Origin of the sequence: Nonomuraea harbinensis (genome assembly GCF_019396385.1) — a bacterium.
Classification (GTDB): domain Bacteria; phylum Actinomycetota; class Actinomycetes; order Streptosporangiales; family Streptosporangiaceae; genus Nonomuraea; species Nonomuraea ferruginea.
This window is the reverse complement of sequence record NZ_JAHKRN010000075.1, coordinates 15,458-30,782: the sequence shown is the minus strand read 5'-3', so window position 1 is coordinate 30,782 and position 15,325 is coordinate 15,458. Positions and strand designations below refer to the sequence as shown.

Here is a 15,325-nt window from a genome sequence, read left to right as displayed (position 1 = left end):
ACAGCCCGCTGACCAGCCGGAACATCACCGCCTAGAGAAACGCTCTCCCGGCGGCCCGACCTATGTTCACCGAGGTCAGACCCCGAATTCGGCTCTCCAGGCCACCGAATTACGTCGAACGCAGGTCCTTCGCCGAGCAGATTATGCCGATCTTCCGCGCTACTCTGGAGGTGCTACGTGGGGCTGAGGGCCCGATGTCACCCGACGCTGTGCGCGAGGAGGTTTCCAGGCGCATTGACATACCTCGTGACCTGCGGGGTTCTGATGCCCATGGTGAGATTCGCTGGTGGACCCAGGTGAGTTTCCGCACGGGTGAGGCGGCGTCCCTGGGATGGATGACCAAAAGGAACGGCTGGTCGATCACCAGCGTTGGAGCCGAGGCACTGGATTACTTCCCGGGAGTTGCCATCTATCGGGAGTTGCAACGCCAGTACCGTGACCGTCGGCTCTTCAGAGCGGGCGATTTCCCAGGTGCGTTCGAGCAGTATCAACGCAACCTCGGTTATGCCCGGCAACTCGTGCACGGCGGTCGCAATCTGGAAAGATTGGGCGTCGGAGCCTTCGACGTCACGGACCTCTACCGGGCGGCATGGACTCAGGCGGTCGCGGCCCTCGACCATTGGGTTACTCAAGAGATCATCGATCGGGCAGTGGCTCTGGCGCAGCGGCCGGGAGCCCCGCGTCCGAACAATTTCAGCAAGCTGTCCATGCCGGTCGAGTTGGTGGAGAAAGTACATCGCAACGCCGAACCGTTGGAAGACGCGTTCCGTGCCGCGCTGGAACAGTTCTTCGAGTTCAAGACTTTCCAGCATCCGGACAAGATCGCAGAAGGGTTCTCCCATGTCAGCAAGGTCAAGCTGTGGAAGACCGTCGCCAGCAAGCTGACTGATCAAGACCCGAGCAAGCCAATCGAAGCCGATGAGATACGCAGGCAGCTCACCGAGATCGCCAGGCGCCGGAACAACATCGCGCACACCGCCGACCACGATCCGGACAGCTTCCGCCGTAAGAAGCGGATCACTGTGCGGGAGGCCGAGCAGACCATCGATGTACTCGAGTCAGTTGTGATCGCGATACTCCAGGCACTCGGTGACCCGCCGCCGGCTACGAACTACAGCGTTCCCCCAGCTGAAGCCGGTTCCCTTGGGGCCGCACCAGCGCAGGCTGACGCGAAGCGTAAAGGTGTGATTCGAGCAACGCCCAAGTGGACCGAGGAGAGCCTTCTCCACGCCCTCGACGAGTACTGTCCTCCTGACGTGGCCGACACACTCCTCGCCGTCTACCGGCATGCGGAGAGCCATCCGGCCTTCCGCAGCTATTACTTCGGGGAAGGTGCCCATCCCTCTGTCACTGCCTGGTTCAGCATCGGCCAAGACGAAGCGGCGGTGTGGAGCATCTATACCGGCGTGAGCAGGTCGGTGCTGTCGATCAACTTCGAGTGGATGCGCAACAGGGGGGCATCGGTGGATGCCCTGGAGCGACTCGCCCGTGCCGTCTCCGTACTCGCTGGTTGGGAGAACATGCCGGCGCAGCTTTCCGCCGACAACTACGCGAGAAGGCCGTCCCTCTCTCCGGTCGCCCTGGCAAGACCGGATGCCTCTGCGGTCATCATCGGAGCGCTGGACGACCTGCTGACCGCAGATTCTTCGCCTCGAGCCTGGATGGTGCGCGGTGGTCATGAGGGGGAACGGGAGGCGCGAGCGTTGGAGGAGGGAATGATCGTCATCGGCTGGCATGAGGTGGGGAACCTCGCCCGCTATACAAGCCGAAATGACTTGGCCCAGGCCCTACGCGACGCCTTCCCGACGGCCGGCCCTCATGTCATCGCCAACTGGATGGGACAAGTCTGGAGATTCGCCAACGAGATTCGATCCGGAGACCTGGTCGCCATGCCGCTCAAATCGCATTCCGGCCACGTCGCCATCGGAGAAGTCATCGGGGCCTACGAACATCGTCCGCACGAGCCTGTCGACTTCCAGCAGGTGCGAAAGGTCAAATGGCTCCGCAAGGATGCGCCTCTCGGAACGGTCAAGGACGACCTGCGCGCCAGCCTGAACTCCATGCTTACGATATGCAGACTAGCTCATGACAATGCTGCCGTCCGGATCGCCCGGATGGCGGTGACCGGAACCGACCCCGGCGCAGCGGGGGAGGATGTCGTCGGCGCCGATAAGTTGACGGAAGAGGCGGCTCTGGAGTCTGAGGGCGATCCGCAGCTATCCGGCGGCAGATGACCCGGAGGTTATCACTTCGGTAGTCTCTGATTTGAGCAAAAAGAGGGCGCTTATCGGGTACGTCGGTGGAAGCGGCCGGCTTCGAATGGTGTACCGCCGAGCGCCTTAGTTGGCGCAGCATCCTCAGAAAAATGCCTTCATTAGCACCTATGTCCAGACATTGCAGACAAACCATCGCATGTCGAGAAACTCATCATTTGGCAGTCTTGTCGCTTTTATCGGATCATTCTTTGCCTTTCTCATGATGCTGCCCGAGATTCCGATTCCGACGATGGCGGGAATGTAAAAGCCGATCACTATATGCGGACAGCCGAAGACCGCCGTAGCAGTCAGCCAAACAGAAATGAGCTGTACCGCGCCGCGATCCGGTGCGTCGTCGATCCGCTGGTGATCAGTTCTCATTTGTTCGCCATCCAGGATCGACGGGAAAGTCATGCGGTACAACCGACGGGGCGCCATGCTGGCTGCCGCGATATGCACGATGTTGGGCGCCATGGGCGGCATGGGCGGCATGGGCGGCGTGGCCGCGCACGCCGAGAGCCCCGTCCAGTCCGAGACCCGGCTGGTCCGCCCGTCGCGGCCCCCGGGCAAGGACGATTCCCGTCCCCCGGCCGGCCATCGGGTCTGCGGACCTCCTTACATCACCGGCGACCCCGACCTCGGGCCGACCGTCCTGCCGAGGACCGGTCATCTGGGCGCGATCCTGCGCGGCTACGTGCCGCTGGGCGAGCTTTCCCCGCAGCATTTCCTCTCACGCTACTGGGACTACACCACGAACAACTACCGCTTCCCGCCTGACGCCGGCTTCGGCCGTTCCGGCGATTTCCCGAACGGCCGGCTGCTGCGCAAGACGACCTTCCTGCAGGCCGGCATGAAACTCGACCGGTTCGGCGGCTATTCGGGGTCGTTCCTGGCGCCGATGGGCGACCTGTACATCAGGCGGGGGCTGCCGCCGCGTAACCTGAACACCAACCCCGATGACCCCCAGCACCTGTGCAACTATCACGTGTTCCGAGTTCTCAAGTCGTTCCGCGTCGAGGTGGGCCCGGCCGCGCCCGCGTTCCAGATGCCGGGCGGCGGCACGCAATACCACGTGATCAGCAGATACTTCCCCGAACTCCCGCAGACGGACGACGAGGTCCCGGTGAGCTGGCTGCTGGCGAACAACTACCTGAAGGAGATCACACCGGTCACGTCCGCCCAGCTTTTGATCGACGGCAAGTGAACCGGCCAGGGCCCCGTCGCCCTGGCCGAGACGCGCCTCAGCTCGTCCAGTGACGGAGTTTCTGGGGGTTGCGTATGGCCCAGATCCGCTTGATCCGGTCACCCGCGACCTCGAACGCGAACACCGTCACGGTGACGCCGGCCTGCTGAGCCACCAGACCGGGCTGACCGTTGACCGTACGCTCCAGGATCGTCACGTCGCCGGGCTTCTGATCGGCGATCTCGACCAAGGCGCGCGCGACCTGCCCGCCGCCTTCGATGGGATGGAGGAAGGTGGTGGCGAGGCCGCCGCCGTCAGCGATCGCCGTGGCGTCGGGGTCGAGCAGGCGGACCAGGGCGTCGATGTCCTTGGCCTCCCACGCCTGCTTGAAGTCCTTGACGATGCCGGCCTGCTGGGCTGTCGGACTCGCGGGGCTCCGCGATTCGCGAATGCGGCGGCGGGCCGAGGAGGCCAGCTGGCGGCATGCCGCCGGAGTCCGGCCGACGATCTCGGCCACTTCGGCGAAGGAGTGGCAGAAGACATCGTGCAGGATGAACGAGACGCGTTCGGCCGGGGTCATCGATTCGAGCACGACGAGGAAGGCCATGTTGACCGACTCGTCCAGGGTGACCCGGTCGGCCGGGTCGACGGTCGCACCGCCCGGCCGCCCGCTGATCCACTCCGTACGCTCGGGCAGCGGCTCGGGGATCCACTCGCCCACATACCGCTCCCGCCTCGCGCGCGCCGAGCCGAGCACGTCCAGGCAGATGCGGCCGGCGACCCTCGTCAGCCAGGCGCCGGGGGACTCGATGGCGTCCTGCTGCTGCCGGGACATGGCGTACCAGCGGGCGTAGGTCTCCTGTACGACATCCTCGGCCTCGGCCAGGGAGCCCAGGAGCCGGTAGGCGAGATTGATCAACTGACGCCGCTCGCTCATGAGCGCACTCAGGCCGTGTCCTGGCTCGGATCGGGTGGTCATGGTGTCGACGGCTCCCTCGGTCGCAGCTGCCCTCATTGTTCGACGAGACAGCGCGCCGAACTGTGAGGTCGGCACGTCACCTCACATTCGCGGGGACTGCGTCGTCGTACTGCCGAGACGAACACGTCATCCAGCGAACAGGAAGCTTCATGACCACCTCAACGCCGGCAGCACCGTTCACCGACCCGGCATCCGCGCAGCGCCTGGAGCGGGCGGCCGCCGCGCTGACGGAACACGGCTTCACCGTGGAAATCCTCGACGACGGCGCCGCCGCGCGTACCCGCGTACAAGAGCTGATACCCGAGGGCGCCAGCGTGTTCACCGGGGCCAGCGAGACGCTCCGCCTGTCCGGCATCGAGGAGGACATCAACACCAGCGGGCGCTACGACGCCGTCAAGCCACGCGGCCTGGCCATGGACCGCGCCACCCAGATGCGCGAGATCTGGCGGCTCATGTCCACCCCCGACGTCATCGTGGGCAGTGTCGCCGCGGTCACCGAAACCGGCTCTCTCGTGGTCGCCTCGGCCACCGGAAGCCAGCTGCCCGGCTACGCCGGCGCCGCCGCCCACGCGATCTGGATCGTCGGGGCGCAGAAGGTCGTGTCCGACCTGCCCACGGCGCTGCGCCGCGTCGAAGACCACTGCCTCCCGCTGGAGAACGACCGCGCCATGAAGGCCTACGGCGCGCCCAGCGCCCCCAACCGCCTGCTCATCCTCAACGCGGAACCCCAGCCCGGGCGCGGCACCGTCCTGCTGCTCCGCGAGACCATCGGATTCTGAGCCACAGAAGCCGTCACCGCAGAGTGCCCGGCGCCACACCGGCGCCGGGCACTCTAGTCCTACGGCCAGGTCTCATCGTGCCGCCACGAACCCTTCAGCATCCGGCCGGGCGCGTCCGCCTGCACGGACAGGTGCGCTTCGGCGACTCGTCAGGGCTCAAGGTCGGCCGCGGCTTCGCCGCTGGCGACGTCGAACGGCACAGAGACCTGGTCGTGCGCGACGACCCAATGGTCGTCGGTCTTCCGGAAGCAGAACGTGGCCCGGACCCACATGCCCTTCGTCGCCGTCCCGTTCTCCAGCGTGCCGCTGAGCCGACCGAAAGCGTGGCCGAACGCCACGTCATCGCCAACGGTGAGCGTCAGGTCGCGAAGCTCGTAATCCACATCCCGGAAGAACGTGAACGCCTTCGTCCAGTTCGCCATCTTCGCCTCTATCCCGACGTGCTGCAGCGGCGGCTCGACGTCGAAGGAGACGACGTCCGTCGCGTAAAGCCGCCTCAGGGTCTCGAGATCCTTGGCCCGGATTCCTTCGACGATCGTCTCGACCAGCCGCTTGATCTCGGCTTCGTCTACCTCACGGTGCGCGGACATCGTCACTCATCACTTCCCATCGGTGGGATCTGGGCTTGTCACCAGTCCGACGACACAGCACCCCGGGATGTCAGGCCCACCCCACCGGCCGGGGCGCCCCGGTCATCGACCGTGTTCGGCGGTCTGATCCCGCAGAGTGAGACGCGCCCGAGGAACACGACGGCGGCGATCCAGCCCCACGAGGTGCACCGCGTGAGTGAAGGCTCATGGTGCGGCCGCCGCTCCGTAGAGATCACGCAGCCAGACGGTCCACGCGTGGGACGATTCTCGCTCGGATCGGGTCTGGACGCCGTACTCGTACACGCCGACGGCCACCGGGGAGCCGAAGCGGTTGCGGCCGAAGGCGCGGTAGAGGGCGTCCTCGGTGCGCACGCCGATGAAGGCGTCGTCGTGGAAGTCGAGCACCCCGGCCTTGGCGGCGGCGCCGGGCACGGGCAGGGTGAGCTCGGAGCCGGTGGGCGTGTCCGCCGCGATACCCCAGGCGGAGCGGATCCTGTCGAGCGCGTCGGCGGTGATCGACGACTTCGGCGCGAGCGCCTCGAAACGTCGGAAGCTCCGGCCACGGAAGTACCTGAGGTACTGGCTGAGGGTGTGCATGTACAGCTCGGTGTGGCGGCGCGCCCCTTCGTACTCGCTCTCCCAGTCGTCGACGAAGATGCCGCTGTGCACGTACCGGAGGTACGAGCCGCCCGGGGACGGGGTGATGTCGAACGAGATCTGGTTGAACCAGTCGCCGATCTCCGTCCGCAGCACCCCCCGGCTGGGCGGTTCCCACACCACGACCGTGCTCCGGGACAGGTCCAGCGGGATCGACCAGGCGGCGGAGTCGCGCGTCACCGCGTGCCAGACGTCCTCTGGCTCAGCGGGCAGTTCGCTCTCCCGCTCGATCCGAAAGTCCCTACTCATGGGCGAGCTCCGATCTCATGGCGGACAGTCTGCAGCGACATGAAGTTTTTGTCTAGACAACAATCATCTTATGGACAAAAATAAATGTCGGTGATCGCACAGGACCTTCACCATCCACCCCGAAGGGATCGACCCATGACCAGCGCCCGCTTCCCCCTCGCCCTCGGACCGTTCGCGGCCGCCCTGTTCATGGCCGTCGCGACAGTCGAAGCGATCTCCCGGCCGGCCTTCGATCTGACCAGACACGCGATCAGCATGCTCAGCCTCGGCGACCGCGGCTGGCTGATGGCGAGCACCTTCGTCATCAGCGGGATCGCGGTCATCGCACTGGCGATCGGGCTGCGCGAGGCGCGGGCCGGTCGGCCGCGCACGGTCGCCGGTCCCGTCCTCACCGCGATCTTCGGCGCCGGCCTGATCTTGGCCGGGATCTTCCCCGCACCCGCGGGCCTCGGCTTCCCCGAGGGCACTCCTCAGGATCTGCAGCCGGTGATGACCACCACCGCGATCATGCACTCCGTCGCCTTCAACCTCGCGTTCGGCTCGCTGATCGCCGCGACGTTCGTGTTCGGGCGGGCGTACGGCCGCGAGCGCGCCCGCCTCTGGCAGGTCGTCTCGATCGCGACCGGCGTGGCCCTGCCCGTGCTCATCGTCTCGGGCATGGCGGTGCTGATCCCGACGGGGGTCGCGTTCTACGTGGCGGCGGTCCTCGCCTGGCTGTGGCTCGCGGCGATCGCCCTGGAGCACGCGAAGCGGGTCCGCGTGTAGGTGGTTCCGCTGTGCTCGATGGCTCTGCGGCTGTTTGGACATGATCGTTGGGGGATCGCGCTGCTCGCCCGAGGGCAGGCGCCCAAGGACGCAGAACGTGGGGCGTGTGGTCAGTCCAGCCCGGGCGGCCGGCGTGGCAACTGAGCATCTGGCCCGGCGTGGGAGCGAGTCGTCAGGCAGCGTGGCGGTGGGCCTTGGCGAATCGCCTTCTCGGAGGCTACGACGAAGACGGCCGAGCCCAGCTTCGCCGCCGACGTCAAGGCGTTGCTCGGGCCGGAGGCGATCGCGCTGGGAACGAGCCCGATGTGACGGGCTACGCGTCCCAGCCTCGGTCGCCGGCTTGGACCAGGCCTGATTCGTACGCGAGGACTGCGAGTTGCACACGGTCGCGGAGGTTCGCTTGGTCAGCAGACGGGAGACATAGGTCTTGACCGTGGCCTCGGTGAGGAACAGTGCGCCGGCGATCTCGGCGTTCGATCGACCTCGTGCGACCTGCCGCAGCACGGCCGCTTCTCGTTCGGTCACGTTGGGCAGCGGAGCTGGGCTGGTGGAAGGCGCTGTGGCGAACCGGTCGAGTAGCCGGCGGGTGAGCTTGGGAGCGAGCATCGCCTCGCCCCGGGCCACGACGCGCACCGCGTGCACCAGGTCATCGGGAGGGACGTCTTTGAGGAGGAACCCGCTGGCGCCCGCCCGCAGGGCGCCTCTTTCGAGGATGAGTCGGAAGCCTTCCCGTAGAAGCGCCTGGTCGTCGACGATCAACACGCGGGTCATGCCGGGCCCACATTTCGTGAGGTGGCCGGGAAGCGGCCTGACGCGAGTATCGCAAACAGGGCCGTCGGCTGGCGCATCATTTTCGATGCGAATGGCCTGCCCTTCCAGTTCGGGTCGGGCTGGAGTGTCGAGGACAGGCGGAAAGGCGCCGACGGCGGCGCTGTGATCAAGGTCGTGTCCTGGGGTCCCGCCACGACCATCGCACGGCCGAAGCCGGCTCAGGTCGGCGTCGTCCGCGCTCCCGCTGGAGGCCTGCCGGCGTTCGACACCATGGTCGACATGAACAAAGCCGCCCTGTAGCGCGGAATCGGCTGCGGACGGAAGGCGTGCCGCCGCGCTCACGTCTGAACGCAAGGGATCGCGCGTCGGCGCGAGCAACTTGCCAGCGTTCACCGCTGGACGTGGTGCGGCGTCTGGAGAAGAGCATCGTGGCCCGGGAATGCCCGCCATCGTCGCGGTCCAGGGCGAGCGCAAGCTCGTCCTGAGTGATTACGACTACCTGCGTGACACGGCGGCAGCAGCGGCATTCGAGACCAGAGCCGCCGAGAAGGCGCGAGAGATGGGCGCCGACCGATGGGTGCTGGCCGTTCCGCAGGTGTAGATCTTCAAGCCGCCGAGCACGATCGCGGTACGCGCTGTCTCGAATCATCCACTCCGGGAGGGGTAACAAGAAGCCATCACGTGGATGAGCTTCGATCGTGAGAACGGCGTGGACTACGGCCGAGTCGTCTACGCGCGCCGTCCCAACGGTGATGCCGACTCGTGAAGAACCGGCCCTCTGGCCTGTCCAGTTGCCTCTACCCCGCGCCAGCAGGTGGCAGTCTCATCCCGCCTCGCAAGGCGCCGTCTCTGGCGGCGATCAATGAGTTGGGTCATCGTGATCTATCCGCTGGGGGTCGGCGGGCAATTCCCGGCGGAGCAGTTCCGCCTGCCGCCGCAGATGGTCGAGCATGACCTTGGCCGCAGGCGTGAGGGTGCGGGCCTCGGGCAGTGTCACGCCGACCGAGCGCCGAACGGACACGAGCGGCACCGGCAGTTCCGCCAGCCGGTCGTCGGTCCTGACGAGCAGCGCGGGAAGGGCAGCGATCATGTCGGTCGTCAGGAGCAGTGAGCGGATCGTCAGAATGGAGGTGCATTCGACCCGGTTCTTCGGCATCGACAGCCCGTGGCCCCGGAACACCTGCTCCAGTTCGTGCTTCAGCGCGGTCTGTTCGAGCGGGACGATCCATGGATAATGGAGCAGGTCCGGCAGCGTATGCGCCTGCTGCGCGGGATGCCCGGCGCGGGCCACCAGCAGGGTGGGCTCGTTGTAGAGGGGGATCTGGTGGAGGCCGGGCCGGTCCTCGATGGGGTTGAGCCGGCCGAGGATCAGGTCGGTGTCGCCGTCGAGCAGATGGGGGACGAGCGAGTCGAAAGTGCCCTCCCTGACGATCACCGTGATGCCCGGGCGCTCGGCCTTCAGCGCGGCGATAGAGCGCGGCAGCAGCACGTTGGTGGCGGCCAGGAGGGTGCCGACGGTGACGGTGCCGGTCTCGCCGTCCGCCAGTCCGGCGATCCGGACGCCCGCGCGGCGCAGTTCCGCCTGTACGGCACGGGCGTGTTCGATGAAGGCCTCGCCGAAGAGGGTGGGGGTGACGCCGCGCGGGCCGCGTTGGAAGAGTTCGACCCCGAGGATCTGCTCCACCTCCCGCAGCCCGCGTGTCACGGCGGGCTGCGTCAGGTGGAGATGCTCGGCGGCGCGCAGGATGCCGCCCTGTTCGGCGATGGTCGTTACGAGCACCAGGTGCCTGAGCTTGAGGCGGCCGCTCAGCAGGTCCAGCGGTCGGGATATCACCGGAACATTATACAAGCTGACAGAACGGTGCTTATTTTGATATATCGACGCGAGTAGACTGCGCGCCGCCTTCGAGCCGCCGCGTGGCAGCTAGGCGGCCGATCTGGGCAAGGAATCGGATCACGTGGTATACCGAAATCGCTATATCTCGGGCCAATAGCGGCATTGGACCGTTATGTCCGATTCGGTGCACAATGGCCCCATGAAGCCCGCGCACTACGTCAACGGTGTCTTCACGACGACGGGATCGGCCTTTCCGCTGCTTTCGCCCGTCGACGGAAGCCAGGTAGGAACCGTTCCCGAAGCGCCGCGCGACGTCGTCGGCGCGGCGGTGCAAGCCGCCAGGTCGGCGCTCGCCGGTCCCTGGGGGCGGACCAGCGTCGAGGAGCGGTGCTCGTTCCTCCGGCGGATCGCCGACGGGATCGAGGCCCGCTTTGACGAGTTCGTCGACGCCGAGGTCGCCGACACCGGCAAGCCGCGCGAGTTGGCGGCCACGGTCGACATCCCGCGCGCGATCGGCAACTTCCGCGCCTACGCCGACCTCGCCTATGGCCGCCCGGAACGGGCCTACCCCACCACTGTCCCCGGATGGAGCGGCAGCGGTCAGGCGCTCAACTACACCGTCCGCCGCCCGCTCGGCGTCGTGGCAATCATCTCGCCGTGGAACCTGCCGCTGCTCCTGCTCACCTGGAAGGTCGCGCCCGCGCTCGCCGCAGGCAACGCGGTCGTCGCCAAGCCGTCGGAGGAGACGCCGTCCACCGCGACCCTGCTCGCCGAGGTGATCGGCGAGGCGGGGCTGCCCGCCGGCGCCTTCAACCTCGTGCACGGCCACGGCGCGAACGCGGCGGGGGAGTACCTCACCTCCCACCCGGGCGTCGACGCGATCGCCTTCACCGGCGCGTCCGCCACGGGGGCAGCGATCATGCGCAGCGCGGCCGACCACGTCACGGCAGTGTCCTTCGAGCTCGGCGGGAAGAATCCCGCCCTGGTCTTCGCCGACGCCGACCTCGCCGAGGCGGTCGAGGGGACGGTGCGGTCGAGCTTCACCCACTCGGGCCAGATCTGCCTGTGCACCGAACGCGTCTACGTGCAGCGGCCCGTCTTCGAGGAGTTCATCGCCGCCCTGGCCGAGCGCGCCCGCGCGCTGAAGGACTACGGCCCGATGATCTCGGCGGAGCACCGCGACAAGGTGCTGTCCTACTACCGCCTCGCCGTCGAGGAGGGCGCCACGGTCGTCGCCGGCGGCGGCGTGCCGACCTTCGGCGACGAACGCGACGGCGGGTTCTACGCCGAACCGACCGTCCTCACCGGGCTGCCCGAAAGCGCCAGAACCGTCCGGGAGGAGATCTTCGGGCCCGTCTGCCACGTCGCGCCGTTCGACGACGAGGACGAGGCCGTCCGGCTGGCCAACGACAGCCGGTACGGCCTTGCCGCCACGGTGTGGACCACCGACCTGTCACGCGCCCACCGCGTGGCGCCGCGCATCGAGGCCGGGATCGTCTGGGTCAACTGCTGGAACCTGCGGGATCTTCGCACCCCCTTCGGGGGTGTCAAGGCGTCCGGCATCGGGCGCGAGGGCGGCGAGTACTCCCTCGACTTCTTCTCCGAGCCCGTCAACGTATGCGTCAAGATTTGAGGTCATCCGTGACAGAAAAACACCAGGCCGCCGCGTCGCGGCTGCTGGAGGCGTACGCTTCCGGCCGCCCATGCGAACCGGTACGCGACCTGATCGACGGCGTGGACGACGCTTATTCCGTACAGAACCTCATCACCGAGCGGTGGCTGTCGCAGGGGCGGCGCCTGACCGGCCGCAAGATCGGGCTGACCAGCGCCGCGGTGCAGCGGCAGTTCGGGGTGGACTCGCCGGACTTCGGCGCGCTCTTCGCCGAGATGGCCGTCCCGGACGGCGAGGAGATCCCGGCCGGCGCGGTGCTGCAGCCGCGCGTCGAGGCCGAGGTCGTGCTCGTGCTCGAACGCGACCTGACACACGAACGGCACACCGTCGCCGACGTGATCCGCGCGACGGCCTTCGCGCTGCCCGCGATCGAAATCGTGGGCAGCCGCATCCGCGGCTGGGACATCACCCTGACCGACACCGTCGCCGACAACGCCTCGGCGGGCATGTACGTCCTCGGCAACCGGCCGGTGCCGCTGCGCGATGTCGACCTGCGGATGGCCGGGATGGTCATCGAACGGCGCGGCGAGCAGGTGTCGACCGGCATCGGCGCGGCCTGCCTCGGCCACCCCCTCCACGCGGCGGTGTGGCTGGCCGACACGCTGTCCAGGCTCGGCCACCCGCTGCGGGCGGGAGACATCGTCCTGACCGGGGCGCTCGGACCGGTCGTCCCGGTGGAGCCCGGCGACGTGCTCGAAGCGCGCATCGACGGGCTCGGCGACGTGCGCACCGCATTCGCCGCCTGCGAGGCGCCCGATCTCGAGGAGGAAGCGTGAACCCGCACCTGGAGCCGTTCGCCGAGATCCTGGACGAGGCGGTCCTGCACCGCCGCGCCGTTCCCAGGCTCACCGGCACCGCCGAGCTCGACGTGCCCTCCGCGTACGAGGTGCAGCGCATGGTGATCGAGCGGCGGCTGGCGCGCGGCGAGTCACTCCTCGGCGTCAAGATGGGGTTCACCAGCCGCGCCAAGATGGTCCAGATGGGCGTCGACGACGTCATCTGGGGCCTGCTCACCGACGCCATGCTGATCGAGTCCCAGGTGGACACCGCCGGCCTGATCCACCCGCGCATCGAGCCGGAGATCGCGTTCCTGCTGGAGCGGCCGGTGCGCACCCCCGCCGACGCGGTTGCCGCCGTCGGGGGGATCGCCGTGGGCTACGAGGTGCTCGACTCCCGTTACGAGGGCTTCAGCTTCGCCCTGCCGGACGTCATCGCCGACAACGCCTCGGCAAGCGGCTTCGGCCTCGGCCCCTGGCACACGCCCAGGAACGTCGGCAACGTGGGCATGCTCCTGGAGATCGATGGCCGTCCCGTCGCGAGCGGCTCGTCGGCGGCCATCCTCGGCGATCCGACGCGGTCGCTGATCGCCGCCGCCCGCCTGGCCGCCGCCGCCGGAATCGAGCTGCAGCCGGGGTGGGTCATCCTCGCGGGCGCCGCGACGGCGGCCGTCCCGCTTCCCGCCGGCGCGCACGTCCGCGTCAGCGCCGCAGGTCTCGGTCATGCGGAGGTGATGACCCGATGAGCGACCCGATCAGCGATTCCGTGAATGACGCGATGGGCGACGCACTGCTCGTGGCGGGCAAGGCCGCTCCACGCGGCAGGTTCCCGCACATCAAGAGGGCGGGCGACTTCGTGTTCGTCTCCGGCACCAGCTCCCGCCGCCCCGACGGCTCCTTCGCCGGGGCGAGCGCGGATGCCATGGGCACGACCAGCCTGGACATCCGCGAACAGACCAGGGCGGTCATCGAGAACATCCGCGACCTGCTCGCGGCGGCGGGCGGAGACCTCACGGACGTGGTCAACCTGACCAGCTACCTGGTGAACATGAACGACTTCGGCGGCTACAACGAGGTCTACGGACAGTACTTCGACGAGAGCGGCCCCGCCCGCACCACCGTCGCCGTCCACCAACTGCCCCACCCCCACCTGCTCATCGAGATCTCCTGCACCGCCCACATTCCGCAAAGGAGCGCCACATGATCCCTCCCTTCAACCTGCACAAGTGGATCGACGAGCACCGGGACCTGCTCAAGCCGCCCGTCGGCAACGTACAGATCTGGAAGGACGCCGACCTGATGGTCACCATCGTCGGCGGCCCCAACCAGCGCACCGACTTCCACGACGACCCGGTCGAGGAGTTCTTCTACCAGCTCAAGGGCGACATGGTGCTGCGCGTCATGGAGGAGGAGGGCAGGCCGCCGGTGGACGTGCAGATCAAGGAGGGCGATGTCTTCCTGCTGCCGCCGCACGTCCGGCACTCCCCGCAGCGGCCGGTGCCCGGCTCGATCGGCCTGGTCGTCGAGTACGCCCGGCCGCAGGGGGACCTCGACGCCGTCGAGTGGTACTGCGTGGACTGCCACCGGCGCGTCCACCGCGCCGAGCTCCAGCTCCAGTCGATCGTCGAGGACCTGCCCCCCGTGTTCCAGGCGTTCTACAACGGCGACCGCACGTGCCCGCACTGCGGCACGACGCACCCCGGCAAGGACTGGCCCGAGCACCTGCGGCCAGTGGTCCGATGACCCCGACCGCACAGGTATCCACTCAGGTCGTCGACGTCCACGCGCACGTCTTCCCACGCATCTCGCGGGAGGAGAGCCGGATCCTCACCGGCGCGGGCGAGCCCTGGCTGCGCGAGGGCATGATGATGAGCGGCGAGGACGACTACCGTCCCGTCACCCCCGAGCTGTGGGACGCGGGCGCGCGCCTGGAGGCGATGGACCGTACCGGCGTCGACGTGCAGGCGGTCTCGTCCACGCCGATGTTGTTCGGGTACGCGGCCGAACCGCAGCGCGCCGCCGACTGGTGCGAGCTCGTCAACGACCGCATCCTCGCCTACTGCGCCGAGGACCCCGACCGCCTGCTGCCCCTGTGCCAGGTCCCGCTGCAGGACCTGGAGACCGCCCGCACGATGGTCACCAAGGCCAGGGCCGCCGGGCATCGGGGCGTGCACATCGGTAACCACGTGGGCCTGCGCAACCTGCACGACCCGGAGATCATCGATTTCCTCACCCACTGCGCCGATGAGGACATCCCGGTGCTCGTCCACCCGTGGGACATGCTGGCCGCCGACCGCATGGCGGGGTACATGCTGCCGTGGCTGGTCGGCATGGCGGCGGAGACCCAGCTCAGCATCCTGTCGCTGATGCTGTCCGGCGCGTTCGAGAAGCTGCCCGCGTCGCTGCGCCTGTGCTTCTGTCACGGCGGGGGCAGCTTCGCCTACCTCCTCGGCCGCGCCGACAACGCCTGGCGCAACCGCGACATCGTCAGGAAGGACTCGCCCAAGCCGCCCTCGGCGTACACCGACCGCTTCTATGTCGACTCGGCGGTGTTCGACCCGCGGGCGCTGCGCCTGCTCGTCGACGTGATGGGCGTCGAGCGGGTCATGCTCGGCACCGACTTCCCCTTCCCGCTCGGCGAGCAGGAGCCGGGCGCGGTGGTCCGCGGCTGCCCCGGGCTCGACGAGGCCGAGCGGGCCGCGATTCTTGGCGGCAACGCGAGGAGATTCCTGGGGTTGGCATGACCATCCGGAGCGAGGCGGTCACCGCCGACCGGCCCCGAGGTGGAGAAACCGGCGGGAGCGATGACCAA

The 15,325-nt window shown here is 67.9% G+C and carries 17 protein-coding genes and 1 pseudogene; 12 read left to right on the top strand and 6 right to left on the bottom strand.

Features of this window, described 5'->3' with window-relative positions:
* Positions 1-296 precede the first annotated feature (296 nt).
* Positions 297-2,234: a DUF8426 domain-containing protein gene (locus KME79_RS41325; RefSeq protein ID WP_219551504.1), complete on the top strand. Its 1,938-nt coding sequence runs from the start codon at positions 297-299 to the stop codon at positions 2,232-2,234.
* 147 nt (positions 2,235-2,381) lie between these two features.
* Here KME79_RS41325 and KME79_RS41320 read toward each other — a convergent pair whose 3' ends face one another.
* Complete coding sequence (locus tag KME79_RS41320; protein ID WP_219551502.1) at positions 2,382-2,729, bottom strand: hypothetical protein; 348 nt, start codon at positions 2,727-2,729, stop codon at positions 2,382-2,384.
* Between KME79_RS41320 and KME79_RS41315 the strand changes: the two genes are divergently transcribed.
* Positions 2,716-3,459 carry a TNT domain-containing protein gene (locus KME79_RS41315; RefSeq protein ID WP_219551500.1) on the top strand — a complete coding sequence of 248 codons (744 nt, stop codon included), beginning with the start codon at positions 2,716-2,718 and terminating at the stop codon, positions 3,457-3,459. The genes KME79_RS41320 and KME79_RS41315 overlap by 14 nt on opposite strands.
* 37 nt (positions 3,460-3,496) lie before the next feature.
* Here the strand turns inward: KME79_RS41315 and sigJ are convergent, their stop codons facing one another.
* Positions 3,497-4,417 (bottom strand): RNA polymerase sigma factor SigJ, encoded by a 921-nt coding sequence (gene sigJ, locus KME79_RS41310; RefSeq protein WP_219551498.1) that lies wholly within the window; start codon positions 4,415-4,417, stop codon positions 3,497-3,499.
* 149 nt (positions 4,418-4,566) lie between these two features.
* On the opposite strand from sigJ, the gene KME79_RS41305 reads away from it, so the two are divergent.
* Positions 4,567-5,196, top strand: a complete 630-nt coding sequence (locus tag KME79_RS41305) for an LUD domain-containing protein (protein WP_219551496.1) — start codon at positions 4,567-4,569, stop codon at positions 5,194-5,196.
* A gap of 149 nt (positions 5,197-5,345) precedes the next feature.
* On the opposite strand, the gene KME79_RS41300 is transcribed toward KME79_RS41305, so the two are convergent.
* Positions 5,346-5,786: a YybH family protein gene (locus tag KME79_RS41300; RefSeq protein ID WP_219551494.1), complete on the bottom strand. Its 441-nt coding sequence runs from the start codon at positions 5,784-5,786 to the stop codon at positions 5,346-5,348.
* A gap of 204 nt (positions 5,787-5,990) precedes the next feature.
* Complete coding sequence (locus KME79_RS41295) at positions 5,991-6,692, bottom strand: SRPBCC family protein (protein ID WP_148035696.1); 702 nt, start codon at positions 6,690-6,692, stop codon at positions 5,991-5,993.
* Positions 6,693-6,827: 135 nt separating this feature from the next.
* Between KME79_RS41295 and KME79_RS41290 the strand changes: the two genes are divergently transcribed.
* Positions 6,828-7,457 carry a DUF998 domain-containing protein gene (locus KME79_RS41290; protein ID WP_219551492.1) on the top strand — a complete coding sequence of 210 codons (630 nt, stop codon included), beginning with the start codon at positions 6,828-6,830 and terminating at the stop codon, positions 7,455-7,457.
* A gap of 313 nt (positions 7,458-7,770) precedes the next feature.
* Here KME79_RS41290 and KME79_RS41285 read toward each other — a convergent pair.
* Positions 7,771-8,156: pseudogene (locus KME79_RS41285) on the bottom strand (LuxR C-terminal-related transcriptional regulator); the annotation flags it as partial.
* A gap of 93 nt (positions 8,157-8,249) precedes the next feature.
* Here KME79_RS41285 and KME79_RS41280 point away from each other — a divergent pair.
* Together KME79_RS41280 and KME79_RS41275 are read left to right on the top strand one after the other, a co-directional pair.
* Positions 8,250-8,528: a hypothetical protein gene (locus KME79_RS41280; protein WP_219551490.1), complete on the top strand. Its 279-nt coding sequence runs from the start codon at positions 8,250-8,252 to the stop codon at positions 8,526-8,528.
* 139 nt (positions 8,529-8,667) lie between these two features.
* Positions 8,668-8,829, top strand: a complete 162-nt coding sequence (locus KME79_RS41275; RefSeq protein ID WP_219551488.1) for a hypothetical protein — start codon at positions 8,668-8,670, stop codon at positions 8,827-8,829.
* A gap of 258 nt (positions 8,830-9,087) precedes the next feature.
* On the opposite strand, the gene KME79_RS41270 is transcribed toward KME79_RS41275, so the two are convergent.
* On the bottom strand, positions 9,088-10,062 hold the full coding sequence (locus KME79_RS41270) for a LysR substrate-binding domain-containing protein (protein ID WP_308249235.1): 975 nt from the start codon (positions 10,060-10,062) through the stop codon (positions 9,088-9,090).
* A 202-nt stretch (positions 10,063-10,264) separates the two neighbouring features.
* Here KME79_RS41270 and KME79_RS41265 point away from each other — a divergent pair, with 202 nt between their 5' ends.
* The 6 genes from KME79_RS41265 to KME79_RS41240 are packed head-to-tail and all read left to right on the top strand — an operon-like array spanning position 10,265 to position 15,257.
* Positions 10,265-11,698 carry a 2-hydroxymuconic semialdehyde dehydrogenase gene (locus tag KME79_RS41265; protein WP_219551486.1) on the top strand — a complete coding sequence of 478 codons (1,434 nt, stop codon included), beginning with the start codon at positions 10,265-10,267 and terminating at the stop codon, positions 11,696-11,698.
* An 8-nt stretch (positions 11,699-11,706) separates the two neighbouring features.
* A complete protein-coding gene (locus KME79_RS41260) occupies positions 11,707-12,513 on the top strand; it encodes a 2-keto-4-pentenoate hydratase (protein ID WP_308249234.1) in 807 nt (268 codons plus the stop codon).
* Positions 12,510-13,259, top strand: coding sequence for a 2-keto-4-pentenoate hydratase (locus KME79_RS41255; RefSeq protein ID WP_308249233.1), 750 nt, complete (start codon positions 12,510-12,512; stop codon positions 13,257-13,259). The genes KME79_RS41260 and KME79_RS41255 overlap by 4 nt, the downstream gene beginning before the upstream one ends.
* Entirely contained in the window at positions 13,256-13,717 is a 462-nt protein-coding gene (locus KME79_RS41250) for a RidA family protein (RefSeq protein ID WP_246641276.1), read from the top strand. The genes KME79_RS41255 and KME79_RS41250 overlap by 4 nt, the downstream gene beginning before the upstream one ends.
* A complete protein-coding gene (locus tag KME79_RS41245) occupies positions 13,714-14,256 on the top strand; it encodes a 3-hydroxyanthranilate 3,4-dioxygenase (protein ID WP_219551482.1) in 543 nt (180 codons plus the stop codon). The genes KME79_RS41250 and KME79_RS41245 overlap by 4 nt, the downstream gene beginning before the upstream one ends.
* Positions 14,253-15,257 (top strand): amidohydrolase family protein, encoded by a 1,005-nt coding sequence (locus tag KME79_RS41240; RefSeq protein ID WP_219551480.1) that lies wholly within the window; start codon positions 14,253-14,255, stop codon positions 15,255-15,257. Before KME79_RS41245 ends, KME79_RS41240 begins: the two co-directional genes overlap by 4 nt.
* The last annotated feature ends 68 nt before the right edge of the window (positions 15,258-15,325 follow it).

What these genes read in the sequence shown, in the direction of transcription:
- KME79_RS41315 (WP_219551500.1), top strand. Translation starts at nt 2,716, where the DNA reads ATGTTGGGCGCCATGGGCGGCATGGGCGGCATGGGCGGCGTGGCCGCG.
- KME79_RS41320 (WP_219551502.1), bottom strand. Translation starts at nt 2,729, where the DNA reads ATGGCGCCCAACATCGTGCATATCGCGGCAGCCAGCATGGCGCCCCGT.
- sigJ (WP_219551498.1), bottom strand. Translation starts at nt 4,417, where the DNA reads ATGACCACCCGATCCGAGCCAGGACACGGCCTGAGTGCGCTCATGAGC.
- KME79_RS41305 (WP_219551496.1), top strand. Translation starts at nt 4,567, where the DNA reads ATGACCACCTCAACGCCGGCAGCACCGTTCACCGACCCGGCATCCGCG.
- KME79_RS41300 (WP_219551494.1), bottom strand. Translation starts at nt 5,786, where the DNA reads ATGTCCGCGCACCGTGAGGTAGACGAAGCCGAGATCAAGCGGCTGGTC.
- KME79_RS41295 (WP_148035696.1), bottom strand. Translation starts at nt 6,692, where the DNA reads ATGAGTAGGGACTTTCGGATCGAGCGGGAGAGCGAACTGCCCGCTGAG.
- KME79_RS41290 (WP_219551492.1), top strand. Translation starts at nt 6,828, where the DNA reads ATGACCAGCGCCCGCTTCCCCCTCGCCCTCGGACCGTTCGCGGCCGCC.
- KME79_RS41275 (WP_219551488.1), top strand. Translation starts at nt 8,668, where the DNA reads ATGCCCGCCATCGTCGCGGTCCAGGGCGAGCGCAAGCTCGTCCTGAGT.
- KME79_RS41265 (WP_219551486.1), top strand. Translation starts at nt 10,265, where the DNA reads ATGAAGCCCGCGCACTACGTCAACGGTGTCTTCACGACGACGGGATCG.
- KME79_RS41250 (WP_246641276.1), top strand. Translation starts at nt 13,256, where the DNA reads ATGAGCGACCCGATCAGCGATTCCGTGAATGACGCGATGGGCGACGCA.
- KME79_RS41245 (WP_219551482.1), top strand. Translation starts at nt 13,714, where the DNA reads ATGATCCCTCCCTTCAACCTGCACAAGTGGATCGACGAGCACCGGGAC.
- KME79_RS41240 (WP_219551480.1), top strand. Translation starts at nt 14,253, where the DNA reads ATGACCCCGACCGCACAGGTATCCACTCAGGTCGTCGACGTCCACGCG.